Raw genomic sequence first — 26134 nt, forward strand, 5'->3', positions numbered from 1 at the left:
ATATTTTATTTTAAGATTATATATGAAAAAAATTAATTTCAGCATTGCCCTGTTTGCCCTCTTGATAGCGCCGCTCCAAAGCAGCGGCCTCATCGCGCCTGAACTGATCGCAGAGGAAATTGATACGTCAATCCAAATTCAAGAACCGGTTCAAGACCCGGGGATTGTAGCGACATCAGCATACGCGCATCAGCGACATGAACCCACCTCCACCGCTACTCCGGCACGCTACCTTCAAGAGCGAACACTGCGCTGGCCAACCCTCCGTCTGATTGAGGATAGTTTTGTCGCAACAAAGGTGAGCACCACCAATGTCATCCCCACGGTCGGCATGGTTATTACCGACAATACCACCCTCGAACCAGGCACCTATAGTAATAATGTGCCCGGTAGCACCTTTATTACCATTGCTGCGGATAATGTGACGCTCGATTGTAATGGTGCCATCCTCGAGGACGTTACACCTAATCATCTGACTGACGGTATTAAAATCGCATCAGGCCTCAATAATGTCACCGTGACCAATTGCACGCTAAAAAATATGTTTTTGGGCATTATCTCGGGCAGTAGCGATCCCGATGGCCCGATCAGCACTGGTCTGACGATCACCCAAAATACATTTTTACAATACGCCACCGATGTTGAGCTCTACTATCTCAACTACTGGAGCCACCTCATGATTAGAAATACCAATAATTCAGAAATCTCCTACAACAGGTCAGAACCGTTTGATGTTAAACGGCACTGGGCCAACGGCATTTTCATGAGCCTCTGGGAATCCGACCACAATGATGTGCACCATAACACCAGCGTAAGTATGACCGGCATTCATGTGACGCTGAATTCTGACAGTAATAATATCCATGACAATGAATTTGGCTTCAGCTACTGGCAGAATGGTGGCATAGAGATTGACCGTGCCAGTGATTCGAATAACATCCACCATAATCAAGCTAGTTACTACAATTATGAGCCAACGTCGCCAACCCTTGCGGGAAGTGGCATCATGCTACATGGATTCACCGCATCGGACGCTCCACGGTACCAGGAGGCAGCCCATCATAACATTATCACCGACAACACCACCGTCAGTAACTATAAAATGATCTCAGCTATTTCTCTGGTGCACGACGCGCATGATAATCTAATCACTCGCAATACCGTGAATGGTGCCTATGTTGGTATCGAGGCCTATTTTGGCCAAACTGATGCTGGTGGATCACCCACTTATTATTTCCCGCACCACAACACGATCGACGGTAATTCCACTGTCCAATACGACCCCAATACCAATACCGAGGGAGTCTGGCTCGGAAACGGAACACATCACTTCACGATCACCAACAACACATACACCGGTGGCTACCATGGTGTACGAGCCATGTACTTGGTGGGTAGTACGGAAGCGCCACAGGTGCCTATCACTGATATGGTTATCCAAGATAATCGTATGTTAAATATGGTTTCCTTCGGACTATTCAACCCTAATGAAGATGTGATTGAACGGTGGAATATTTATCATAATTACTTTTCACACAATGGCTCTGATCCGAATCTGATTGATGGTGCCCTCGAGCTCCAGAGTTCATCTTCAGAAATATTTGCCTACGAGAACACATTTATAGATAATGGACTCAATGGGGAAGGAAATTACGATCAATTATGGAGCTCGCCTCAAACCCAACTCCAACGCGAAGGGCGTGGCAATTACTATAGTGACTATGACGAGCCCGGTGAAGGATGCAACGATACTGATCTCAATGGCATCTGTGATCTCCCGCGAAATTTTTCCACCGGGGCAGTTGATGCCAACCCGCTGGTCAATCCCACCTTCTGCGCCAATAACAATTGCCCACCCGTGTTTAGACCGATCGCGCCACTCACCGTCAATGAGCAAGACATGGCGATCATCTGGGTGAATGCGTACGATTACGAACATGATCCGCTCACCATCACCGTAAGCGATAAACGATTCCAATCGTATGATGGATGTTGGCCAGGACGCAATGCCTGGGTCTGGTGGACTAATATTGATAGCAGCGGAACGTACCCCGTCACCGTGACCGTCAGCGATGGCGTCAATCAAGTACAGCAATCAACGGTCGTCACCGTTCGCGATACCTGTTTCAAAGATAAATGGGGGAGGATGCGTTGCTTAAATTATGCGCAACGAGTTTCCTGTTATTAACTCATTGCTTGACACCCTCCCGGCGGCATTGATATCCTACTGGTACGCCAGCGCTGTGTTGGTCGACGCACCTGGTCATGCACTTTACACGATTAATCAGTAACTAACGAATCGACGAACATGGCTGCAGAAAAAGACCAAGAGTTTGTCGAGTACGTGGTCAAAGCCCTCGTTGACCGTCCGGAAGATGTTTCATCTGACCGAACCGTCGACGAGATGGGCGTGTTAATCACTCTCAAAGTGAACCCCCAGGACCTCGGCCAAGTAATTGGTCGCCAGGGCCAAACGGCAAAAGCGGTACGCACCTTGCTCCGCGTTGTCGGCGCCAAGAACCACGCACGCGTCAACTTAAAGATTCATGAACCCGAAGGTTACCGCAAAGGCAACCGGGGCGGTTCACGAGACGAAGGATCGCGAACATCGGGTCCACAAGAAGAAGCTGATACTTCAGCTGTCGATGACCTCAAAATATAAGATTTGACTTATCAAGTCACCAACAAACCGTTCCGGTATACCCGTGACGGTTTTTGGTTTATACTACCTTCATATGTACCGATTCGACTTACTCACCATCTTCCCTGACATTTTTGACTCGTATCTCGGGGCAAGCATCCTCAAACGCGCCCAATCAAAAAAACTGATCGAGGTGCACGTCCATGATATTCGGAAATTCGCCACTGACAAGCACCACACGACCGACGATCGCCCCTACGGTGGCGGCCCGGGCATGGTGATGAAGGTGGAGCCGATCTTCCGCTGTCTAAAATCTATCAGACGCAAAAGAAAGTCACGCATTATTCTGCTGTCGGCAAAAGGAAAGACGTTTGATCAAGCCGCGGCGAAGAACTATGCAAAAAAATACGACCAGCTCATTCTCATCGCGGGGCATTATGAAGGCGTCGATGAACGAATCATGAAATACGTGGACGAAGAAGTGTCCATTGGTAATTATATACTCACCGGTGGGGAGCTGCCGAGCTTGAATATTGTCGACGCTGTATCACGGCTATTGCCCGGCGTCCTGGGGGATGACACCTCATCGCACGACGAATCATTTAGCTCACCCAACTACCGAGAATACCCCCACTACACACGCCCCGAAGTCTTCCGTGGTGCACGCGTCCCGCGAGAGCTCCGCTCGGGTAACCACCGAGTCATCGAGGAGTGGCGAAAACGCCATCAAACGTCAAAACGTTCGTCTTGACCTAGTTAGAATCTGATTTCTAACGGGGTTGACACTCCGCTACAAATCCTCTACAATAATCCACACCACGATTGGGTGGCAAATATTTCGCTAAGTTGACATAAAAAACGAAAGGAAATGGCCTAGCGAGCATAATCATTACGAAAACTTCAAGATTTCTTCGTGATATTGTGCATCCTGAGCTACTCGGGATTTTTTATTTAAACTCTGATGCGAACTATGCCGTGGAGTGCACCTGCGTTCAAGCCAGGATGTCCTCAACAAAGCACGGCGCGCCATCACCATCGATTTGGAGTCCGTTGACAACTGAAAAGTGGTAAGAATATTACCAGATTCCACGGTTATTATCACGCGCGAAGAGCGCTGGTAAGGAATCACAACCTGTTTTGATCACTTCAGGTTAAGAAAAAGTGACATAAGTAATATAGAGCTATTTCATCCGGCAAGGCCGGATGAAACGAATTCTCTTTTTTATGAGAGTTTGATCCTGGCTCAGGATGAACGCTGGCGGCGTGTCTAAGGCATGCAAGTCGAACGCGTGTAGCAATACACGAGTGGCAGACGGGAGCGTAACACATTAGTAACCTACCCCGAAGCTCGGGATAACTCGCCGAAAGGCGAGCTAATACCGGATGTGCTTAGTCGATACTTTCGATTAAGTAAAGATTTATCACTTCGGGAGGGGCTTATGGTCTATCAGCTAGTTGGTAGGGTAATGGCCTACCAAGGCGACGACGGATACCGGGTGTGAGAGCATGACCCGGCTCACTGGGACTGAGACACTGCCCAGACTCCTACGGGAGGCTGCAGTCAAGAATCTTCCCCAATGGCCGCAAGGCTGAGGGAGCGACGCCGCGTGTAGGATGAAGCTTTTCGGAGTGTAAACTACTTTTCTCAGGGAAAAACTAATGATGGTACCTGAGGAATAAGGGGCTGCTAACTTCGTGCCAGCAGCAGCGGTAATACGAAGGCCCCAAGCGTTATCCGGATTTACTGGGCGTAAAGAGCTCAAAGGTGGTATGTTAAGTTTTCTGTTAAATATGCAGGCTCAACCTGGATGCAGCAGGGAAAACTGGCATACTTGAGGGCAGAAGAGGTAGACGGAATTGCCGGTGTAGTAGTAAAATGCGTTAATATCGGCAAGAACACCAAATGCGAAGGCAGTCTACTGGGATGACCCTGACACTACAAGAGCGAGAGCGTGGGGAGCGAATGGGATTAGATACCCCAGTAGTCCACGCTGTAAACGATGGATACTAGGCATTGGGAGTGTCGACCCTCTCAGTGTCGGTTAATAAGCTAACGCTTTAAGTATCCCGCCTGGGGAGTACGGCCGCAAGGCTAAAACTCAAAGGAATTGACGGGAACCCGCACAAGCGGTGGAGCATGTGGTTTAATTCGACGATAACCGAGGAACCTCACCAGGGCTTGAAATCCAAGCTGCACGGCCGCAGAAACGTGGCCTCCTTCGAGGGTGCTTGGACAGGTGCTGCATGGTTGTCGTCAGCTCGTGTCGTGAGATATCGGGTTAAGTCCTTTAACGAGCGCAACCCCTATGATATGTTACATTGTTCATATCAGACTGCCTCGGATAACGAGGAGGAAGGAAGGGATGACGTCAAATCAGCATGGTCCTCTGACGCCCTGGGCTACACACGTGCTACAATGGATAGAACAATGGGCCGCCAAACCGTAAGGTGGAGCTAATCCCATCAAAACTATCCCCAGTTCGGATTGAGGGCTGCAACTCGCCCTCATGAAGCCGGAATCGCTAGTAATCGCAGATCAGCTACGCTGCGGTGAATACGTTCTCGGGTTTTGTACACACCGCCCGTCACGCCAAGAGAGTCGGCAATACCCGAAATTCCCCGCAAGGGGACCTAAGGTAGGGCTGATGATAGGGGCGAAGTCGTAACAAGGCATCGGTAGCGGAAGCTGTCGATGGATCACCTCCTTTCTAAGGAGTAACTGCTCACAGAACTTCACGGTTCTGATGGGCACACTGGTCGTCTATCCGCCCGCAAGGGCGAGATACACAGTCGGAACTCTGGCCAATTCTTATCGCTTTTCAGCTGTCACATGGATGCAAATGAAGACACAGCTCGTATTGTGCTTTTCTCAGGAAACCTGCTAGAATGTGAAGCAATCAATAGCTGTGTTTTTTTATTTACAGGGGCGACTAGCTCAGCTCCGACGCAAGGTCGGAGCCCCGACTTCCCGAAATTCGGGAACGTCGGGGATGGTTACCCGCTCGAACGACTGGCGTCGTCCAGTCGGGCGGGGAGCGCGTCGCGCTAGGATAAATAAAAAAACCAAGTGGCCATTTACATACTTTCTGCTGATCGCGGGCGACTAGCTCAGATGGTTAGAGCGCGTCACTGATAATGACGAGGTCTCAGGTTCGATTCCTGAGTCGCCCACCATCATTTCCAATCACACGTGTCCTCATTAAAAAATACCGAGCCTGCCCATGGGCAGGCGAGGAAAAGGAGAAATGTGTACGAAGGTGGAGTTGCCTGCTGAAAGCGGGAAACGGAACCGGAGTTACCATTTCGACGTGCCTGGATAGCTCAGTGGTAGAGCGTCCGCCTCAGGCGGAGCGTCACCTGTAAAATAGCCTTCTCCTCTCAGCGCCGCGGTAGCTCAGTGGTAGAGCGCAGCCCTGAAGAGGCTGGCGTCGTCAGTTCGATTCTGACCCGCGGCACTGAGAGGAGAAAGAGCGCCTTCTGCTATCCACGGACAACAAAAGCTCTCCAGGCACCACGCCTTCATCAGTTTCATCACCCGGCGAATGAAGAAAATATATTACAACAAAGTCATTCGCGATAACATCCCACAGCGGATCGCTGCCGCGGGAGCGGATTACCATGTGCGTACGTTGCCGAAGAAAATATTTGAACGTGAACTGATTAAAAAAGTTGAAGAAGAGGCGAGTGCATTACCAAAAGCTAAGGATACCGCGGAGTTGGTCAGCGAACTCGCTGACGTAATGGAAGTCATTGCCGAAATCCAGAAACTTAAAAAAATCCGTTCAACCGATATTACACGGGCGCGCAAGGTAAATATGAAAAAGAAAGGCGGCTTCCGCAAACGATTATACTTATCCTGGGCAGAAGATAATGGGTACCGCACCAACGAAAAACGAAATGTTAAAAAATAACGGGGTGTAGCTCAGTTGGCTAGAGCGCTTGCTTTGGGAGCAAGAGGCCGCTGGTTCAAGTCCAGTCACCCCGACCATAACATAATAGTAAGCGCCTCCGACGGTACCGTCGGAGGAGGCCGCTGGTTTCCGGCAAAGCCGAGATCTCGTCGTCCAAAATAAATCCGCCATCATGAAACATACAATAGCCATCATTGGATGCGGAGAAATGGGTGAGCAAATTCTTGCTCGTCTTATCCAGAGCTATACTCCGGATGCTATTGTGATTACCCGAAAAAATAAAATACGGGGTGAAGCAATTGCTCAAAAGTATGGCGTCACATACTCGAGTTCAAACAGCACGGCGGTAACTAATGCCCAGATTATTTTTTTATGTATTAAGCCTCAGGATTTCAAGGGTGTCCTCCTAGAAATTGCCCCCCATGTTGCTGCACCCATAATTATTAGCATTGCCGCAGCCATCTCTCAATCATACATCATGAGTCAAATACCAAGGGCGGTGGTACTCCGATATATGCCGTCTCCATTGATTGCTGAGCGAAAAGGGGTGGCGTTACTGGTGCGCGATAAACAGAATGGACAAAGAACAAAACAAATCATCTCACAACTCAACGCTTGGTCATCAATGCTTCAAACCATTCCTGATAAAGATATGCATATCTACACCGTGCTTGCGTCATGCGGCAGCGCCTTCGTGGCAGCGTTACTACTTAAAATTTTTGCCGTCATTGGAGATTCCCCCACACATAAAAAAATCCTGACAAAAGTAATTAATGACACGATTATATCTCTGGTAAAGAAGCCGACCGTTCAATGGAGAAAAATGGTCGCACACGCTTCTACCCCCGGAGGGGTCACTGCTAAAGGGATTCAAGTAATTAATAGCAAAGCGACGACGTTCCTCATCAAAAAGGTTATCCGAAATGCAGTGCGGCAATCCCAACGAATTCAAAAAAAATCCGAACAATAATTAACAAACTCATATGACCGACCAACTCACCACGAAACGGTGCATCCCGTGTGAAGGCGGTATCCCGCCCCTCAACGACGCAGAAATAAAGAAACTCATGCCACAGGTGCCTGGCTGGTCTGTCACCATGACCAAACAGAAATCGCGGGACGTCCAGGCGCTGACCAAAGAATTCACCTTCAACAATTTCCGGGCAGCCATGGCTTTCCTGCGCCAGGTGGAGGAACTTGCTGAATCCGAAGGCCATCATCCTGATTTCTCAGTGCATTACAATCGCGTCGTTTTTATCATCTGGACTCATGCTATTCGTGGGCTGCATGAGAATGACTTCATCCTGGCCGCCAAGATTGATCAGCTTATTACTGGGTAAAACCACCCAAATAGCCCAAATTCGGCTATCCACAATTCATCCAAAGCCCCAAAAAAGGCCCCCCTTGACTAATAGGGGGTCTTCCGGTATACTGGTTTTTCAAATACTTTTATGAAAGTAACAAGCGAACCTGCTGAAGGAGACCCTTCGCATAGTAGCCAGTCAGAAACGCTCGACTCGCTGAAAGCAGCAGTCATGCAGAAAAGCCCGATCTTGGCTGAAATAGTCCAGGAGCACGGCAATAAAAACTTACGATCCTACACGCGTAATTTCTTGGAGTTTTCGGGGATGCCCCAGCTGGACGCACGTCGCTCCGAGCTGATTTCAGTTACCCGTGAGTTGGTTGGACAACGCCTCGGTGACTCAGTCGGCGAAGCAGTGGCACAACAATTACGTGACTACCCACTGGTATCAACCACTGACCATCATGGTCCGATTGACCATCCTTTTTTCGTGAATGCAAATCTGATTGGTGCGCTTTCCTATGACCGCGAGCGAGACGCTACATTAAATCATCTGGTAGTCTTTTCATTTGCCTCGGTATCAGTCAATAACGCCTCAGCCTATCCCCGTGGACTGTTGGTCCATGGTGGCATGAATGGCTCAGGCAACCTCTTACGTATTCCAATTTTACCTGATAAAGAAAAGATGGGCGTGGTCTGGAAAACACGCGCCTATACTGCCGCTGATATTGCTCGAGCGCATCAGCTATTGGATAAAAAACTCCAATCAAACGATATCATGCCCGAACGGCATACAGCTGTAAAAAAAGTTGTTGATGATTTCTTTGCCGACTCCGAAGTATTGTCAGAACCGGATCTCAATGCGCAGATTACCCAACTCAATTATAAACTCTGGCCACAATTGTTCCGCAATGAACATCAATCAACCTCAGCCACACCTGATCTTGTCTATTTAGAAATCGAAACGCTCGTGACGGAATTACTCACCCGCTTCCATTTCAATAATCCCGAATCCCCACTCTACCGACTCTTATTTGAAAAATCTGATCGTGATGCCGCTCTCGAACACTGTGACGGTATCCCGGGTGGATTTAATAATGCCCAAGCGACGGGTACGCATTTCTTCTGGGCCTTGAATGACCGCGCTCATCGAAAACGTATGGCACTGGAAGGTGATACCTTACACGCCGCGGACATGGATCTGCATGTACCGCTCACCCCAGAAGCAATTACTGAAGGATTGCGCACCAAACAACTGATGCCCAGCATGTTACTGTGTTACCAAGTAGTTGCATTGTACTATGGCATGAAATGTCTCGGTGGATTCTCCCAGGTCTCTGACCTCACCCGCACCAAAGCCGCCTGGATCAAAGTACTTGAGAATGCCGGATTGGCAAATGAGGCGGCTCAGGCTGCCACTATCCCCACCGCCACCTATGGCGGCGACGGATTAGTGCTCGCCTATCTCCAAACCATCAGCGGCTCGCTGGTTCCGGCCACAGGTATCGACATGCTGCTTGGTGAAGGCACCGCCAGCTTAGAACATTTCCGAGCACTGGCGGAAAAGGTGACACTCAATGAAATGCTGTATGCTATGCTTCCCGAAATCTATTCCGTCTTCTACACTGCCGAGCAGCGTGATGCCGCACTCCAGGCGATTACGCCTGAGCAAATCCTGGAGCAGACCGGCCTCCGTGCCAAATTAACTCTGGGCGCTCAGACGATGCGAACGGCACCAGCTACCGCAACGATTGAAGTGCCAATACGCAATGCAGTGCCAGCAAAAACATCTCCTTTGCCACAAGTAGAAACCACGTCTTGACGCCAGTGGTTTTTCGCCGTACAGTACAGCATACGGAAAACGTATGACTGGCAATTTTTACCAACGCGTCTATCAGATCGTTCCACAAATTCCGAAAGGGAAGGTGGCCACCTACGGCCAGATCGCGGGCCTGATCGGCTCGCCCCGCGCCGCCCGTATGGTTGGTTGGGCACTGCATGCGATCGATACGACAGGATTGGATGCACTACCCTGGCAACGAGTGATCAATCGCGAAGGCCGGATCAGTACCACCTGTGAGACGCACGACTGCCACGAGCAAGCAGCGCTACTGAAAAAAGATGGTGTCGCGGTAACCAAGCGCCAAGGCAACTATTACATTGACCTGAACCAATATCTCTGGGATCCTTAACAACATCCCTGCATGCCGAGCTTCGGATTTATTCCGAGCGAGGCATACAACTAAAGGGAAAAAGAGTAATGAGGAATAACCGTAGGTGTTTCCTCATAACACGTGCGGGTATGGTATAGCGGTATTACCTCAGCTTTCCAAGCTGATGAGAGGGGTTCGACTCCCCTTACCCGCTCCAACAAAAAACAAGGCAATCAAGCCTTGTTTTTTGATTCCCCAATTAATATTTCTATCCAATGTTCCAGTGAATCGGCGAATGCTTCCAGTGAGTACCGTTTTATCGCGGCGGGGATATGTTGTCGATCTAGTTGCATGGCTTCTCTGACTGCTCGGACAAAAGTTGGCACCTCGGCATCCATACTTACTAAACGACCGACTGAGGGGGTAATTACATCAGATATTCCACCCGCCGGAGTTCCCACCACGGGCGTACCGCATGCCAGAGACGCCATGACCGTACCGGGAATACCTTCCGGGGATAGATAAGGTGCGAGCATAACGCTAGCACTGCCGATCACCTGAGCAAATGCCCGATCAGGTAAAAATCCGTGATAAGACCACTGTAATTGAGGATACGGCTCAACACACTGCATAAAGTATTCAGGATCTTGTTTCCTGCCACAAATATCCAATGGCAGGGCAAGACGATGGGCGACCGCCGTTGCTATATGAAGCCCCTTTTCTCTATAAATCCGAGCTGCCCATATCAGCCGTCGCTGAGGATTCAGTGAAGGCCGAAATATTGCAGTATCCACGGTAGTACCAATAGGAAAAATAGTCGGATGGGTAACTTGGGGATAGCTGGCCGCCTGTGACTTACTTAAAAACGCAATCTGATCAGGGGAGCGCCGATAAGCAGCTCGCAATGCCCGATCAATACTGTGGTTTTGCGACCCCACCGTAACAATATGGCCGACGGGAGTGGTAAAATGAACCGAGGCTTGATATGCGGGGATGTCATATTGTAGGCCAATGATGCAATCAAACCGATTCTGGACCAAGCGCGCGGCTTCCCACATTGCCACCACGGCATTTCCCGATGGATACATCGGCTCTGTCTGACGCGATATCTTGGTGGCGTCAAATGGTGGCGTTCCGGCCACGGTTATAATCGTGGCGTCAATTCCAGTACTCCCCGGGAGTGCCATAACCGTAATGTGATACCTTCGCTTGCCTAATGCACGTATCATGTCTCGAATCCGGCGCTCCACACCTCCATTTTCACCAGATCCAATTGGACCAAGCGCTGGCGCAATCAACAAAATGCGTTTTTTCTGAAGTGAAGTCATACCCTCATCCTACTCCAGCGTCGTAAAATCGTACAATCATGCATTTTGACGAACCTGTCCACATAATGCAAATCATTATCGGCGATCCAGGAACAGAGCTATGTGCTACAATGGGTAGTACGGAAAACGATTTGCTCTTACCTTAGCACCGGAAAAGGTCAAGACTTGATCAAAACTACATATAGTGGTATCATTACCTCTAGCGACACTACATCTTGTGTGCATAGGCTTGATTCGTGCCGCTGCAAATTTTACATCAATAAATACTAACAAAAATCATCACTATGTTTACCAAGATACGTAAGCGGGATGGACGCGTCGTCGCCTTTGATCCCGAGCGAATTGTGAACGCCATAACCAAAGCAGGCCAAGTAACTGGCGAATTCGACCGCGAGGTAGCGAAACATCTCACCTTACGCGTCTTAAGCGTGGCTGATCAAGTCATCAACGGTGATGGCATCCCATCGGTTGAACAGATTCAGGACATTGTTGAAGAAACACTACTCTCCTCAATGTACAAAAAAACAGCCAAAGCCTATATCATCTACCGAGAGCAACATTCTAAAATGCGCGAAATTGCCGACACCGCCCACGTCAATCTGGTTGACCAATACCTAGATGAACTCGACTGGCAGGTGAATGAGAATAGTAACATGTCCTTCTCCTTACAGGGACTCAATAATTACATCTCGTCGGAAATTAGCAAAATTTATTGGCTGAACAAAATTTACCCCAAAGAAGTGCGTGATGCGCATACCAGTGGCGATTTTCACATGCATGATTTGAATATTTTATCGGTTTATTGTGTCGGCTGGGATCTCTACGACCTGATGAGCCAGGGTTTCCGTGGTGTCGCCGGAAAAATTGAAAGCAAAGCACCAAAGCATCTTCGTTCTGCCATGGGGCAAGTCGTAAATTTCTTCTACACCCTGCAGGGTGAAGCAGCTGGCGCTCAAGCGTTTTCAAATTTCGATACCTTACTCGCCCCGTTCATCCGCTATGACAAGCTGACCTATAAGGAAGTAAAGCAAGTCATTCAGGAATTCCTTTTCAATATCAATGTCCCAACCCGCGTCGGCTTCCAAACACCTTTCACCAATATCACTCTGGACTTCACCGTACCCTCGACCTTTGCGGAGCAACCAGTGATCATTGGCGGGGTACCGCAGAAAGAGCAATACAAAGATTTCCAAAAAGAAATGGACATCTTCAATAAAGCGCTGCTCGAAGTTATGCTCGAGGGTGACGCCAAAGGCCGCGTCTTCACCTTCCCCATCCCGACCTACAATATCACTAAAGACTTTGACTGGGAGAGCCCGATTGCCGATCTGCTCTGGAAAATTTCCGGCAAGTACGGCATTCCCTATTTCTCCAACTTCATCAATTCAGACATGAGCCCAGAGGACGCTCGCTCCATGTGCTGCCGCTTGCGCCTCGATAATCGCCAACTGGAAAAACGCGGCGGCGGACTCTTTGGTGCGCACCCCCTCACCGGTTCAATTGGTGTCGTCACGATAAATCTGCCGCGCCTGGGCTTCACCTCGCGGAATGAAGAAGAATTCATCACCAACCTTGAGCGGTTGATGGATATTGCCAAGAACAGCCTAGAAATCAAGCGAAAAATCCTCGAACGCTTCACGGAAAAAGGCCTCTACCCGTATACCAAATACTACCTGCGCCACATGCGTGAACGATTTAATGAATACTGGAAAAACCACTTCTCTACCATCGGCCTCGTCGGCATGAACGAAGCGGCGGTCAATCTGTTGGGCAAAGATATCGGCACCGAAGAAGGGCACGCTTTTGCCGAACGAATTCTCTCCTTCATGCGCGACCGATTGGTTTCCTACCAGAAAGAAACGGGAAACAACTACAACCTTGAGGCTACCCCAGCCGAAGGCACCTCCTACCGATTGGCGAAAAAGGATAAAGAAAAATATCCAACCATCATCGCGGCGAATGAGGCAGACTATCAGAATAACGCCGAACCATTCTATACCAATTCGACTCATTTACCAGTCAATTACACACACGACATGTTTGAGGTGCTCGACCTGCAGGACTCACTGCAAACCAAATACACCGGCGGTACCGTCATCCACCTCTTCCTGGGCGAACAAATCACTGATGGAAATGCCGTGAAATCAATGGTGAAGAAAATCTGCGAAACCTATCGACTACCCTATTTTACCTTTACCCCTACCTTCAGCGTCTGTCCCACCCATGGATACTTAAGTGGTGAACATCCTACCTGCCCTTCCTGCACCGCTCAATGTGAAGTGTACTCCCGTGTGGTTGGCTATCTCCGACCAGTTCAACAGTGGAACAAAGGCAAGAAAGAGGAGTTTAAGAACCGAACTATGATCCAGCCAGCGGTAGCGCCGCAAGTAAAAACCCCAACGGCTAAAGTACCGGTGACGGCCAACAGTTAATCGTCCGACTGCCATGCGCATCGGCGGACTCCAAAAATTTTCGATGATTGATTACCCCGGTTTGGTGAGCGCGATTGTGTTCACCACCGGGTGTAATTTTCGTTGCGGATATTGTCACAATCCTGAACTAGTAAAACCAGAGTATTTTCTCCCGCCCATCCCCGTGGAAGATATTTTAGAATTTCTTCGGGCACGTCAGGGCAAACTGGAGGCCGTGGTTATAACCGGTGGCGAGCCAACTGTTCATCCCGACTTACCGCAATTCATTGGCGCCATCAAAGCGCTGGGATACAAAATCAAGCTGGACTCCCAGGGCACCAACCCCGCCATGCTCGACTCACTCATTCAGGATCGATTGATTGACTATATAGCCATGGATATTAAGGGTCCCCTTAATCGATATGCAGAAATTACCAATATGCCGGTTAATCCGGCTGATATCCAAGAAAGTATCCGCTTGATTATGGCGTCAGGGTTGCCCTATGAATTCCGCACCACCATTGTCCGCGAACAGCTTGGTACCGCAGACTTTCGATCAATGGCTCAGCTTATCCGCGGAGCAGAAAAATATTACTTACAAAAATTTATCCCAACTAAGGCTAACGACAGCTCATTTTTAAACAAGCACCCGTATACCGACGATGAATTACGGGAAATTATGAAAATATTCTCTCAGACCGTCGAGACCGTGGGTATCCGGTAGGGCACCCCCTGGATCAATGCGCGGACCCCTCGAGGGGCTTGACCAAATTAATAGTCCGTGCTAATCTGATTGACTCCAAAATCTGCACCCTACATGATAGGGTGTTTTTTGGTAAAAAAAATAACTAAAATTAGCCAAAAACCATAGTAATATAATCAATTAATGGCTAATTTTAGCGAATTTATAAATTAATGTTTTTCTATGTTTTCTAGACAATTCGTGAGTCACAGAAAAACAAAACTCATAATCTCTGCCGTTTCATTCGTCGTCCTTTGGCAATTCTCATTTCCCCAGTCAGTCATTGCTGAAAGTGCCCTCGTCGAACAGATTACTTTTGCCCCAGTGCCTGCCGCGATCGAGGTGCAATCTCCAAATCTGCATCGGCTCCCGGAAAACCCTGACATACCCCGCCCAGAAGCTAAACGAACCATGCAAATCACGGTGACGGCTTATTCTTCAACGGTTGACCAAACTGACGGTGATCCATTTACCACTGCCTCAGGTACCCAGGTTCGAGACGGTATTATTGCCGCTAACTTCCTGCCAATTGGCTCAAAAGTCCGATTTCCTGAATATTTTGGAGATAAAATATTTGTAGTCGAGGATCGCATGTCTGCCCGGTATTGGCATACTGCAGATATCTGGATGCCAACCCGCGAAGCCGCTATCCAATGGGGCGTCCGGTACATCACGGTTGAAATCCTATAATGAACAAAACCCCAGTCCAACTGGGGTTTTGTAATGGCTAGATTCCTTGATTTTTCAAAGGCTTTTTGATACTATTCACCATACATTCATCAGTTTTTGATGCACTTTTTAGATGATTCTCACGAGGCCACGTAGTCCCGGTCCGTCACCGGACCGAGGATCCTCGATTCGCTCAAGCGAATCGGGACCAAGTCATGCAGAAAAAACCTTTACAACCAAAAATGAGGCACTCATCCATGGCCACGTAGCCAAGTGGTAAGGCGACGGTCTGCAAAACCGTTATTCAGGGGTTCGATTCCCCTCGTGGCCTCCACTTCGATACGTCAGTGCTATTCCTCTCATAACTACTCCGAACAAATGCGAAGCATTTGTGAGGATAAGGAGAAATGAAACGAAGGTGGAGTGACCGATGTGAAATCGGGCACGTAACCGAAGTTACCATTTCGACGTGCGGCAGTAGTTCAGTTGGCTAGAACGTCTCCTTGCCAAGGAGAAGGTCGCCGGTTCGAATCCGGTCTGCCGCTCCATCCCATCATCATGCATCATCGTGATATCGTCGTGGTTCTCTATAATATCCGCAGCCGGTTCAATGTAGGCGCGCTTTTTCGCACTGCTGACGCCGCTGGCGTGAAGCGCATGATCCTGTGCGGCATCACGCCACAACCACCGCACCCGAAGATTGATAAGGTAGCGCTGGGCGCGGAAAAAACGGTGCCTTTTACCTACTATCGACAAACGAAACGAGCGCTTGATGATCTCCACAAACAAGGGTACCAACTCATTGCTCTCGAACAGTCAGCCGAGAGTATCCACTACACGAAACTGAAATACCCAAAACGCTGCGCGCTCCTGATTGGTAATGAGGTATCAGGATTACCCTACCGATTGCTCAAACAGTGCGATCACATCATCGAAATACCCATGCATGGCCGGAAAGAATCCCTGAATGTTGGCATAGCCACGGGTATTATCCTCTTTGACAGTATTCGTAAATAACAACATGCCGCCGTGGTGAAATTGGTATACACGAGGGACTTAAAATCCCTTGGGGGCAACCCCGTGTCGGTTCAAGTCCGACCGGCGGCACCATTATCTCAGACCTATGTCCACCGTATCTCGTGAACTCCGTTCGACGAACGGAAAACCAAACCTTGTCTATTGTTCCGGCAAAGGAACGCTCGGGTCATATCCTTTCAATCATCCCCAATACCGTGAATCAATCACGGACTTTATGCGTTTGGCGGAAAAAAAATTTGCCGTCTTCCTTGTCCGCGGTGCTGACAAACATATAGGCAATGGCGTCTTTACCGACGGTTATCGCGTCACCAGAGGAACGTTCAAACGATTCAATAAAAAAATTTACGCTCGGGTGGTATTTAATAAAGCACCACTCAAAAGTAATGGTGGGCGAGATTGGTCAATTCTTAATCAATGGCAGCTTATACAGATTACAGATAATAAATGGCGCACCTACCAACTGCTCAAAAAATTCATGAAGCCCACCTTCCGTACGACTGATAAGAAATCATTCGCTGCTGCGCTCAAAAAAATAAAAGGGGAGCGCGTCGTGTATAAACCAATCCATGGCAGTGAAGGAAAGGGAATTGTAATCGGATCAAAAACTGTCGTTGCTAAAAAACTGCGCCGCTACGACGGCCTAATACAGGAATACATAGATACGAGCAGTGGCGTCCCCGGAGTCTGCCGCGAACGACATGATATGCGGGTCCTGCTGATGAATGGTACAATAGTGCAGTCATACGTGCGCATCCCGCGTCCTGACTCGCACCTGGCAAATATTGCTCAGGGTGGCCGCATGCTCGAGATTCCATACTCAGCCATCCCGCCGGCTGCAAAAAAAATAGTGAAGCAGATTGATCGATTATTTCGCCATATTTCTCCACGCATGTACGCTGTTGACTTCGGATTTGAACAAGGAAGACCTTATATTTTTGAACTCAACCCTCGCGCCGGCTTCCCCTACAAAGCCTGGAAGCGATATTATCACCACTGGCACCAGAGTTTACTGAAAACTCTCTGGAGCGCCCTAACGCACTAGCCGTATGCAATCTAAAATAGGAGCCTATCTCGGTCTGTCTATCCTCCTCATGAGTTTATGCAATCCGGTTTTCGCTCAAAGCGAGGAGATCACCCCGATAGAACAAACGCCGCTCACCGCTGAATCAGTCATCGCTGGCACCCTGACGCCGCGCATAATCACTGAAGATTTTATTGAATTTGGGAAAAAAACACTATTTGACGCCACTGATTCGATACTCAATCCGGATGCGGGAGTGGCCACCTATCGCTGGGATTTTTCTGACAGCACCATTGCTCAGTTCGGTCCAGAAATTTTATATCAATTTTCCGGCACGGGCATCCACCGCGTTGCACTCACCATCACCCAGGCAGACCAATCAGTTACCATAGAAAAAGAAGTCTTCGTATACGACACTCGCATGCTCATGATTGCCGACCGGGAAATCGTGCAGAACCTCGATGCGATCGTTAAACAAGCGGCTAATAATGGCGTGCTGCTCAAGGTGTTATCATCCACTGAAGCAGAAACTGGTTTTTTAACTGAAGAAAAGCTTATCCCCTTGATTGCCCAAGAGGCTGATTTTATCACTACCGCGGACGTACTCATTTTTTATACGAATGGCAGTGTCGGCCTGCAATCATTTACCCGCTATTGGCAAAATTTGGTTCCGGAGAAAAAAATCAACCTCGAATCAAAGTTGGTCGTTTCAATCACCGACCAAAATATGGCGATTGCGGCAGAATTAACCCAGCAATCATTCCGCGTTATCGCCCCTCGCTTCATCTTGCTCACCCGTAAAGAATCTCTCAATCCAATTTTTGAGACTGATGAGGACGCCGAACTCGTCCCCAATCTCGAGAGTCGAGCGATTGAATACCGTATCGTCGATTCACGCAGCGAAAAATCAAATTTCTTTTTCCTGTCGCACGCAATTTCGACATTTATTGCCAAGGGTATTCCGACGAATACCATCTATTTGATTTTAGCCGTACCATTTATTGCGTTCATCATCACTTTTGCTCGACAAGTGATAGGCATAACTGCCTTCGGCCTGTATACGCCACTGGTCATCGCCCTGGCACTACTGATTCTCGGACTCTGGGTCGGTTTAGGCACAGTGTTGGTGGTCGTGGCGATCAGCTATCTGCTCCGACTCGCGCTCAGCCGATTTCGGCTTCTGTACATACCCAAAACAAGTCTAATCCTATCAGCCATTGGCCTATCCTTCCTCGCCGTCATCTGGATCGTATCATTGTATGAATTATCACTGGCAGCTACCCTCGCCATTTTCCCCATGCTCGTCATGTCTACCATTTCAGAAAAATTTTTGTCAGCTCAATCAGAAGAAGGTCTCGGGAGCGCTCTTTCAGGCGTGGTTACAACGATTGTCGTGTCTACCGTCGCCTACTACGTCGTCGTCTGGGACACCTTCACCAATCTCATCATGTCCTGGCCTGAATTAATTTTGGTACCGCTCCTGGGCACCATTATCCTAGGAAAATTCACGGGCCTTCGATGGACTGAGTATGTTCGATTCCGTTCTCTCCTCAAAGAAAAAACAATCGAAGAAGAATAACCGGCGCCTATGTCATTCATGTCCACTGCCGGAGGTATCCTCGGCATCAATGCTCGCAATCTGCTCTACGTCTCTCGGTTTAATTCAAAAAAGAACCGGCGCTTAGCGGATGACAAACTGTTTACCAAGCGCTTCTTGCAAGCGCGGGGAATTGGCGTGGCAAAATTATATGCACAGATAACTAATACTGCCGGCTTGCGCGCCTTCAATCCTGCAGTACTGCCAAAACGATTTGTAATAAAGCCAAACAAAGGGTACGGCGGCGAGGGAATTATCGCGATCCAGGATACCAAATCCGGAAAATATATCGATGCCAGCGGCACCGGCTACAGCTGGGCGGAATTAACCGAGCACTGCTTGTCCATCCTCGATGGCCGCTATGCAATTTCTGGACTGGGGGACACGGTTCTATTTGAAGAACTACTGGAACCGCATGAATACTTCCGGGGTATTGCTGCGACGGGCTTACCAGACATCCGTATTATTGTTTTCAAATATGTACCCGTCATCGCTATGCTCCGACTTCCTACAGCCGCTTCAAATGGCAAAGCAAATCTGCATTTAGGAGCTATCGGTGTCGGCATCGACCTCGGTACCGGCCGAGGCACGTTTGGCGTCCGTGGACGTAACCTCGTGCGAAAACTGCCCAATGGCGAACCGATTCGATCTATTCTCGTGCCACAGTGGCACGACATTTTGCTCACCGCCTCCCAAACCCAATACCATACCCAAATCGGCTATTTAGCTGCTGATGTCGCCCTGACCACCCATGGGGTAAAAATTTTGGAACTCAATGCCCGGGCGGGACTGGCTATTCAAATCTCGAATCAAGCATTACTACGGAAACGTCTGGAGAAAGTCAGCGACCTGAAAGTAACATCGCCCAGCGAGGGTGTGAGATTGGGGCAAACATTATTTACCAAAATTCTGGCTGACAAAAAACAAACCAGCGCACCAAAAACAACCCCAAAGCCAATCATCGGTTTATTTGAAGCCGTCAATATATTAAACGTTCCTGGCGTGACGCAGCTCAAAGCAAAAATCGACCCCCATAGCGAACATACCATCATTTCTGACTCGCTGCCCCTTCCTGAATCAACCAAGCTGCTCGGCATAACCATACGGGATAAAAAGCTGCGGCTGCCGGTCGAGCGCGGCACGCTTCCCCCAGGAGATTACCAGATTATTATTGCCGGAAAATACTTATCTGACTTTTTAATTGACTCAAGTGCCAAACGGACGGACAAAACAACTCCTACCAGCACCGCACCAACAGCCGAAAAAATTATTAAAAATATTGATCAACGTTTAGCCAGCTTAAGCGAATCTCTACATGTTTTAGCTCGCCTCAAACCGCAGAATCTTTCTGAAGCGCGTGAAGCATTTCAAGTATCGCCGCATACTTCTCCCCAATTTATCTATTCCACGCCTACCGCTCTCATCCAGAGCACGCGGGTTGAACTACGTAAACTTCCACGCCGCGTCGACCATCCACTGATGCCGCTCTTTCTAGAAAAAATTGAAGAAATTGAACGTAAATTAAAATTAATCGAAGGAGTGGGCCAAGCCAACCTCACCGAACGTTCACAGTCGGTCTACGGTGCGGTAACTGAACGGCACTACCGCGATGCGCTGCGACTCATCAAACAGACGCCACACGTAGACGACACCAGCAAAATATTACGAATCGAAGAGGTGATCCGCCGTATGGAACGCTATATGGAAGAAAAGAAGCTGTCTCGTTGGAAAATTAAAGTGATTGAGCAGGCCACTGCCGGCATGCAAGTGACCAGACAGAATACAATTTTAGTGGACAAAAAAGCCCGCATCTCAGAAAATCGTTATCGGGCGTTGGTGGCCCATGAAATCGAAACGCATATTTTTAGGATGGAAAACGGCCGCCTGCAAAAATTCCGCCTGTTTGAGCACGGTACCGCAGGATATTTGAGCATTGAAGAAGGTTTAGCTATTTACAATCAAAATAGGCTGCACCTTAACCTGGGCGATAAATTTTTCTCCCCAGCGCTCAACGTGATCGCCATTTACCTCGGCATGCAATTATCATTCGCTGACCTCTACCACCAACTCACCGACATCTACGGTCTCGATGCTGATCGTGCCTGGCGTACCTGTGTCCGGGTCAAACGTGGCATGACGGACACGAGCCAACCAGGCGCCTTCACCAAAGATAGTATGTATTTTGTCGGGAATCAGCAGATTGAATCATATGTCGCTACGCACGGCGCCGAAGCGCTCAAAAAATTATACGTCGGGAAAATAAAAATCAGCGACACGGAATATATCACTGACTTCCGCAGTTGGCCAATCAAATATTTCCCTGAGTAGGGTAGCGATAGGCTCGAGCGATCCGGATATCTCGTCGAATACGCGCTAGCAATGCCGCCTCCCGTTGATACCAGTACAGCGGACGAATTTTTTTATACACGATGAAGGAAATTCGCTGGCCATAGAGCACTCGATTCGGATGATTGAGAATATACAATTCTGTTTTACCTCGTTTTTGAATACGCTTGCCGGGCACGCCAAAAACAGCCAGCGCCCGATACGAGCGTCCGCGTAAGACCGTGCGGGCAACATACACCCCCGCAGTTAACCCGGTTCCCCGTAAGACGGAACCAGAAAAATTTGCCGTGGGGTAGCCTTGGCGCTCTCCAATTTGTTCACCGCGAATGACCATGCCCTGAACTACAACCGGCTTCATGAAATCGCCCTTATTAGTGCGTTATGGATTTTGCCATTGGAAGCAACGACCCCCGTGCTCTGCAGATGCCATGGCTTTCCGTCCATATTGGTCACCCGACCACCTGCCTCGCGCACCATGAGTACGCCCGCGGGAGCGTCCCAAGCACTGACCCCCGGGGGAGTCATGACGGTCGCATCACTTCGACCCACGGCGGTATACGCTAAATTAAGAGAACCACTCCCTAAATACCGAGAATTAAACACGCACTGATCGAGCCGGCGTTGCAGCATAATATAGTTACGATGTGATATAGGATGATGCGTCCGACCAATCAGCACCAAAGCGTCACTGAGTCGATGGGTAGTAGAAACGCGCAATCGCTTCCCATTCAACCAAGCGCCTGCGCCGGCTTCGGCAACATACAATTCTTTAACGAAGGGTGCATAAATCACCCCGCATAAAACTTCCCCTTGATGGAGGAGCGCTAGAGTCGTACAAAAAAGTGGGGATTGCAGAGCAAAATTGACCGTGCCATCCAAGGGATCAATAGTCCAGCGGTATGTATCGGTATTATCCTCTAACCCCGTTTCTTCACTTAAAAAATCATGCTGCGGGAAATGTCGACGAATGGTGTGAAGAATGATGTCATTCGCCTCCATGTCCGCATGGGTAACAATATCATGTCGTCCTTTACGCTGAGCACCCTGAGTGGTGACATGACGAAATCGTTTCATCAATTGATGACCGGCTAACCGAGCTGCCTGGATAGCTACGTTTGTGTATTGCTTCATAAATCATTCACTCGGATTAAGGTAAGTTCGTTGGTAGCCGTGTCATACAAGGCAAAAGTGGGCGGATACACCATGTTAGCTACATTGCCAGGATTAATCATACGCGTCGAACCAATGGTTTCCTCCCACGGCTTATGATTATGCCCGTAGAATACCAGATCATATTCTCCCGACTGCGCCAGCTTCTTGGCAATGTCCGGATAGTGATTAATAGCGATCTTTTTATTATCCAAGGTAAATTCGCCAATCTCCTGATAGATAGTCACATTCTTGGCACTGCCATCCTGGATTTTCGTCAGCATGCGAAATGGGTCACCGTCGACATTGCCTAAGCTGAGATAAATTGGTCCTGGGAAAGCTTCGGCGATGCGTACCATCGTGATCGGGGCGCACACGTCACCACAATGAATCATAGCCTCGGCTTTTTCATTTTTGAGATAAGCTAAAACTTTGTCTATGTTGGCCCAATTGTCATGGGTATCGGAAATAATGGCTAATTTCATAGATACTCACTATTATATATAATCCTGTAATGCATAATACACCGTCGCCAGGTAATCGCGAAGGATGGAGCGGAATTCAATCAAGTTGCGATACGGATTGCTCTGAAAGTCAGCACTGGGATAGGCAGCTATACAGGTAATCGTCACCCCTTCTTTCTCAAATACCGCGCACGCTCGTCGTGTATGGAAGTAGGAGGTAACTACCAGGGCGGTGTTCCAGCCCCGCTTTTCCATAATGCGCTTTGAATTAACCGCATTCTCGTGAGTGTCCCGCGCGTCGATTTCCTCTACGATCGTATCGTGAGGCTGACCATGCTGTTCTGCAAAAGCGCGCATAATTCTACTTTCTCTCAAATCAGTTGTATCAACCAATCCTCCGGTCAAAATAAGTACCGATCCAAATCGCTCGCGCCACAACTCCATGCCTCGATACACGCGCTCCTGAGGCCCATACGGCAATGATTCTGTTTCCACGATCACTCCGCCACCCAAAACAATGATAACATCCGACTTTCGCGGCACCTCGTCACGGACGAGCGGCTGCGCTAACCACTGATTAAGCGGGGTATACATCGCACAGAGCACCACCAGCAACCCGGCCAGCGTCACCCACATGAGGAATAGTCGCATAACTTGCCACGGTGATCTCATACGTCTCGTAATTTAATTAATGTGTTTACATCGACAATCCGTGCCGCGCCATCCGGCGTCTCAATGATGCAATCAACGTCCCGCAATCGGGGATGGCCAATAATCGCCCGCCAGCCCGCCATGCCAATGGCGCCCTTACCAATATGTTCGTGACGATCAAGGCGTGAACCAAAACCGCCCTTGCTATCATTGGCATGCAATACCGTCAAACGGCGCAAGCCCACCAGACGATCAAAATCAGCAAATGTTTTATGCACCGTTGCCAGGGTACGCAAATCATATCCAGAAGCAAATAGGTGACAGGTGTCGAGACAAACGCCAACTGATGGATGCGTCACACCTTTGAGTATCGTGGCGATCTCTTCAAATGATCCGCCAATCACATGGCCCGCCCCGGCGGCATTTTCGATTAAAAATTGGCAGCTTCCACGGTACCCATCAAGCGCCTGGCGCAAACCCGCAATCGTCAATTTAACCGCCTCAATGGCTCCAACGTCGCGGGCTGACCCCAAATGCGTCATCAGGGCGCGGACGCCCAAAGCCGATGACCGTTCCAATTCTTCCCGAATAATACGCGCGGACGCCTGTCGAATCGCGGCTTTACCCGAGGCGAAATTGATGTAGTAAGGCGCGTGAACATAAGCATGCGACAAGCCATGTTCCGCCATGGCTGTCTTATAACTGGCAATCACGTCAGGGGTAATCTTCCCGGCCGCTCCACCGCGCGGCGAGCGAGTAAACATTTGGAAACACTCAGCGCCCTCGGCATGGGCGTTTGCGGGAGCATTGAAGATACCTCCGGCAATCGATACATGAATGCCAATATACATAGGCTAGGCGCGATTGCGCTCGCGGAAATAATCAAAAACTTTTCGATTGCGTAAAATAGTCCTCAGATAATCGCGATATTCCGGCGACTGTAATTGCTTGAGGGTGTCTGGCTGATCGGCCACGCCCTGTTGTTCCTTTTCCACCGCAGCAGTGAGTTCGGATTCCTCAACCGTAATTTTCTCAGCCACCGCTAAGGCGCGTAGGATGAGAGCTGTTTTGACGCGCCGCTCAGCGCGCGGAGTTAATTCAGTGCGCAATCCCGCCCGATCTTTTTTGATACTTTGCAGATAATCATCAAACTTCATGCCCTGATGCGATACATCGTGCTCCAATTCATGCAGCATGCGGTCTAATTCATTTGAAATAAGAATCTCGGGAATCGGATCAAACGTCGTCTGATTAATCAATTGATCAATAATGGCTAATTCCCAGCGCTGCTGCTCTTTCTCCGTTTTCTCCTCAGTAATATTTTTTTTAATTTGTTCCCGCAGTGCTGCCAAAGTTTCAAATCGACCAACGGTTTTGGCCCAAGCATCATCGAGTGGCGGCAAGGTGACTTCCGCGACACTCTGCACCGTCACCCGGAAGGTGGCCGGTTGCCCCGCTAAGTGTTTGGCGTGGTACTGCTTGGGAAACGTTAAGGTAAATTCTTTTGTCTCACCCTTTTTCGCACCAACCAGCTCGTCTTCAAACCCAGGAATAAAATTCCCCTCGCCAATCACCACGCGCTGCTTTTTTCCACTGCCACCCTCAATCGGCACATTATCACGAAATACTTCGAGGTCAATCTCGGCCACGTCGCCCGACTGCAGAGGCCGGTCAACCGGTTGCTCAGCGCCAAACATCCGCCGCAACCGCGTTATGGTTGTGTCGATTTCTTCATCAGTCACCGTCACTTCTTTGTGTGCCTCACGGACTTTGTGGTAGGAACCAAGCTTAATCTGCGGCACCAAGGCCACCGTGGCGGTATACACCAATTCATTTCCCGGGGCGAGCTTCTCCACGCTCACTTCAGGCGTGCCAATGGTCTGGAGATTATGTTCTACGACGGCCTGCGGATACGTGGCAGCAACAACTTTTTCTGCGGCATGCTGGTAGATGCGCATCGCGCCCACCTCGCGTTCCAGGATATCACGTGGGGCTTTGCCCGGTCGGAAACCGGCAATCCGCACTTCCCGATTAATCTCCTGAGTGGCCTGCTCGAGATAGGGCGCCAGATCATCATGAGGAATACTGATGGTCAAGACCGCAGTGCTGTTCGATTGTTTCTGAAGAGTACTTGTCATAATTTATTCTTTTGAATGCGAAGCGAATAAGCTATTAAATTTACGAGAATATGGAGGCTAAACCCGACCACCAAAGCTGTACCAATCATCTGCCACGTCGGAACAACCGAAAGGCTGACGAATCCAGCGGCCCCCAATACATAGTCAATCTGATCAAACGGCATCCAGGAAACGCCTGGCGCGATGCCAAATTGACGCTTGGCAATACTTTTTACCATATCTCCAATCAGTGCGCCAGCGCCCAGCAGGAGTGGGAACACGATGCTGGCCGATGAATAATCCAATAAGCTGATGTCGTGCGCCCAATCATACGACTGGTACAACCACTGCTGGAGATAAAAAAACGCCGTGCCCGCAATCATTCCCGTGATAACCCCCCGCCACGTTTTGTGATCACCCAGGATACGCTTTCCCCGCCACGTATGGCCAGCATCAATAGGCAGCGCAGGTACGGGTAAAAACCGGGACATGGACGCGCCCATATTTGCTATCCCCGCCGGAAGGAAAAACCAGATTACCTGCCCAATAAAGAACCACATGCCATTACAAAAAACAGTACATTAAGTACTGCC

Annotated in this window: 23 protein-coding genes, 7 tRNA genes and 1 rRNA gene; 23 read left to right on the forward strand and 8 right to left on the reverse strand. The window is 49.1% G+C overall.

Annotation, left to right across the window (positions count from 1 at the left end):
• The first annotated feature begins 22 nt into the window (after window positions 1–22).
• The 13 genes from HZC01_01710 (at window position 23) to HZC01_01770 (ending at window position 10225) form a co-directional block, all read left to right on the forward strand.
• On the forward strand, window positions 23–2188 hold the full coding sequence (locus tag HZC01_01710; protein MBI5037409.1) for a hypothetical protein: 2166 nt from the start codon (window positions 23–25) through the stop codon (window positions 2186–2188).
• A gap of 120 nt (window positions 2189–2308) precedes the next feature.
• Window positions 2309–2662 (forward strand): KH domain-containing protein, encoded by a 354-nt coding sequence (locus tag HZC01_01715; GenBank protein MBI5037410.1) that lies wholly within the window; start codon window positions 2309–2311, stop codon window positions 2660–2662.
• A 73-nt stretch (window positions 2663–2735) separates the two neighbouring features.
• On the forward strand, window positions 2736–3392 hold the full coding sequence (trmD, locus tag HZC01_01720) for a tRNA (guanosine(37)-N1)-methyltransferase TrmD (GenBank protein MBI5037411.1): 657 nt from the start codon (window positions 2736–2738) through the stop codon (window positions 3390–3392).
• 473 nt (window positions 3393–3865) lie between these two features.
• Window positions 3866–5353 (forward strand): 16S ribosomal RNA (locus tag HZC01_01725).
• Window positions 5354–5738: 385 nt separating this feature from the next.
• Window positions 5739–5815, forward strand: a tRNA-Ile gene (locus HZC01_01730).
• A 209-nt stretch (window positions 5816–6024) separates the two neighbouring features.
• Window positions 6025–6096 (forward strand) — tRNA-Phe (locus HZC01_01735).
• 87 nt (window positions 6097–6183) lie between these two features.
• Window positions 6184–6552, forward strand: coding sequence for a nucleoside triphosphate pyrophosphohydrolase (locus HZC01_01740; protein MBI5037412.1), 369 nt, complete (start codon window positions 6184–6186; stop codon window positions 6550–6552).
• Window positions 6553–6629, forward strand: a tRNA-Pro gene (locus HZC01_01745). It begins immediately after the preceding gene.
• A 95-nt stretch (window positions 6630–6724) separates the two neighbouring features.
• On the forward strand, window positions 6725–7522 hold the full coding sequence (locus tag HZC01_01750; GenBank protein MBI5037413.1) for an NAD(P)-binding domain-containing protein: 798 nt from the start codon (window positions 6725–6727) through the stop codon (window positions 7520–7522).
• Window positions 7523–7535: 13 nt separating this feature from the next.
• On the forward strand, window positions 7536–7892 hold the full coding sequence (locus HZC01_01755; protein MBI5037414.1) for a 4a-hydroxytetrahydrobiopterin dehydratase: 357 nt from the start codon (window positions 7536–7538) through the stop codon (window positions 7890–7892).
• Window positions 7893–8003: 111 nt separating this feature from the next.
• A complete protein-coding gene (locus HZC01_01760) occupies window positions 8004–9677 on the forward strand; it encodes a hypothetical protein (protein MBI5037415.1) in 1674 nt (557 codons plus the stop codon).
• Between the two features lie 43 nt (window positions 9678–9720).
• The gene (locus HZC01_01765) at window positions 9721–10047 is read left to right on the forward strand and encodes an MGMT family protein (GenBank protein MBI5037416.1); all 327 of its coding nucleotides are present in this window, start codon (window positions 9721–9723) and stop codon (window positions 10045–10047) included.
• Between the two features lie 104 nt (window positions 10048–10151).
• Window positions 10152–10225: transfer RNA gene (locus HZC01_01770), tRNA-Gly, on the forward strand.
• A gap of 16 nt (window positions 10226–10241) precedes the next feature.
• Here HZC01_01770 and HZC01_01775 read toward each other — a convergent pair.
• Entirely contained in the window at window positions 10242–11336 is a 1095-nt protein-coding gene (locus HZC01_01775; GenBank protein MBI5037417.1) for a glycosyltransferase, read from the reverse strand.
• A 284-nt stretch (window positions 11337–11620) separates the two neighbouring features.
• On the opposite strand from HZC01_01775, the gene HZC01_01780 reads away from it, so the two are divergent.
• From HZC01_01780 to HZC01_01825, 10 genes are all read left to right on the forward strand, one after another.
• Window positions 11621–13768, forward strand: coding sequence for a ribonucleoside triphosphate reductase (locus HZC01_01780; GenBank protein MBI5037418.1), 2148 nt, complete (start codon window positions 11621–11623; stop codon window positions 13766–13768).
• Between the two features lie 13 nt (window positions 13769–13781).
• Window positions 13782–14471: an anaerobic ribonucleoside-triphosphate reductase activating protein gene (locus HZC01_01785; GenBank protein ID MBI5037419.1), complete on the forward strand. Its 690-nt coding sequence runs from the start codon at window positions 13782–13784 to the stop codon at window positions 14469–14471.
• 201 nt (window positions 14472–14672) lie between these two features.
• Window positions 14673–15179 (forward strand): 3D domain-containing protein, encoded by a 507-nt coding sequence (locus HZC01_01790; protein ID MBI5037420.1) that lies wholly within the window; start codon window positions 14673–14675, stop codon window positions 15177–15179.
• 238 nt (window positions 15180–15417) lie between these two features.
• Window positions 15418–15492, forward strand: a tRNA-Cys gene (locus HZC01_01795).
• Between the two features lie 137 nt (window positions 15493–15629).
• Window positions 15630–15706 (forward strand) — tRNA-Gly (locus HZC01_01800).
• A gap of 10 nt (window positions 15707–15716) precedes the next feature.
• Complete coding sequence (locus HZC01_01805; protein ID MBI5037421.1) at window positions 15717–16175, forward strand: RNA methyltransferase; 459 nt, start codon at window positions 15717–15719, stop codon at window positions 16173–16175.
• 6 nt (window positions 16176–16181) lie between these two features.
• Window positions 16182–16268: transfer RNA gene (locus tag HZC01_01810), tRNA-Leu, on the forward strand.
• A 13-nt stretch (window positions 16269–16281) separates the two neighbouring features.
• Window positions 16282–17238: an ATP-grasp domain-containing protein gene (locus HZC01_01815; GenBank protein ID MBI5037422.1), complete on the forward strand. Its 957-nt coding sequence runs from the start codon at window positions 16282–16284 to the stop codon at window positions 17236–17238.
• A gap of 4 nt (window positions 17239–17242) precedes the next feature.
• The gene (locus HZC01_01820) at window positions 17243–18796 is read left to right on the forward strand and encodes a hypothetical protein (protein ID MBI5037423.1); all 1554 of its coding nucleotides are present in this window, start codon (window positions 17243–17245) and stop codon (window positions 18794–18796) included.
• A gap of 9 nt (window positions 18797–18805) precedes the next feature.
• The gene (locus tag HZC01_01825; protein MBI5037424.1) at window positions 18806–21142 is read left to right on the forward strand and encodes a DUF1704 domain-containing protein; all 2337 of its coding nucleotides are present in this window, start codon (window positions 18806–18808) and stop codon (window positions 21140–21142) included.
• On the opposite strand, the gene HZC01_01830 is transcribed toward HZC01_01825, so the two are convergent.
• Genes HZC01_01830 through HZC01_01860 form a run of 7 tightly spaced genes read right to left on the reverse strand, consistent with a single transcriptional unit; the run spans window position 21123 to window position 26101 of the window.
• Window positions 21123–21518, reverse strand: coding sequence for a riboflavin kinase (locus tag HZC01_01830; GenBank protein MBI5037425.1), 396 nt, complete (start codon window positions 21516–21518; stop codon window positions 21123–21125). The genes HZC01_01825 and HZC01_01830 overlap by 20 nt on opposite strands.
• Window positions 21515–22291 (reverse strand): inositol monophosphatase, encoded by a 777-nt coding sequence (locus tag HZC01_01835; protein ID MBI5037426.1) that lies wholly within the window; start codon window positions 22289–22291, stop codon window positions 21515–21517. The genes HZC01_01830 and HZC01_01835 overlap by 4 nt, the downstream gene beginning before the upstream one ends.
• Window positions 22288–22794 (reverse strand): YfcE family phosphodiesterase, encoded by a 507-nt coding sequence (locus HZC01_01840; GenBank protein ID MBI5037427.1) that lies wholly within the window; start codon window positions 22792–22794, stop codon window positions 22288–22290. Before HZC01_01840 ends, HZC01_01835 begins: the two co-directional genes overlap by 4 nt.
• Window positions 22795–22806: 12 nt before the next feature.
• A complete protein-coding gene (locus HZC01_01845; GenBank protein ID MBI5037428.1) occupies window positions 22807–23445 on the reverse strand; it encodes a YdcF family protein in 639 nt (212 codons plus the stop codon).
• On the reverse strand, window positions 23442–24275 hold the full coding sequence (locus tag HZC01_01850) for a deoxyribonuclease IV (GenBank protein ID MBI5037429.1): 834 nt from the start codon (window positions 24273–24275) through the stop codon (window positions 23442–23444). Before HZC01_01850 ends, HZC01_01845 begins: the two co-directional genes overlap by 4 nt.
• A 3-nt stretch (window positions 24276–24278) precedes the next feature.
• Window positions 24279–25562 (reverse strand): trigger factor, encoded by a 1284-nt coding sequence (gene tig / locus HZC01_01855; protein MBI5037430.1) that lies wholly within the window; start codon window positions 25560–25562, stop codon window positions 24279–24281.
• Window positions 25559–26101, reverse strand: coding sequence for a CDP-archaeol synthase (locus tag HZC01_01860; protein MBI5037431.1), 543 nt, complete (start codon window positions 26099–26101; stop codon window positions 25559–25561). Before HZC01_01860 ends, tig begins: the two co-directional genes overlap by 4 nt.
• Window positions 26102–26134 lie beyond the last annotated feature (33 nt).

The organism is Candidatus Kerfeldbacteria bacterium, from assembly GCA_016214565.1.
Taxonomy (GTDB): domain Bacteria; phylum Patescibacteriota; class Patescibacteriia; order UBA10025; family JAHIVO01; genus JAXDBW01.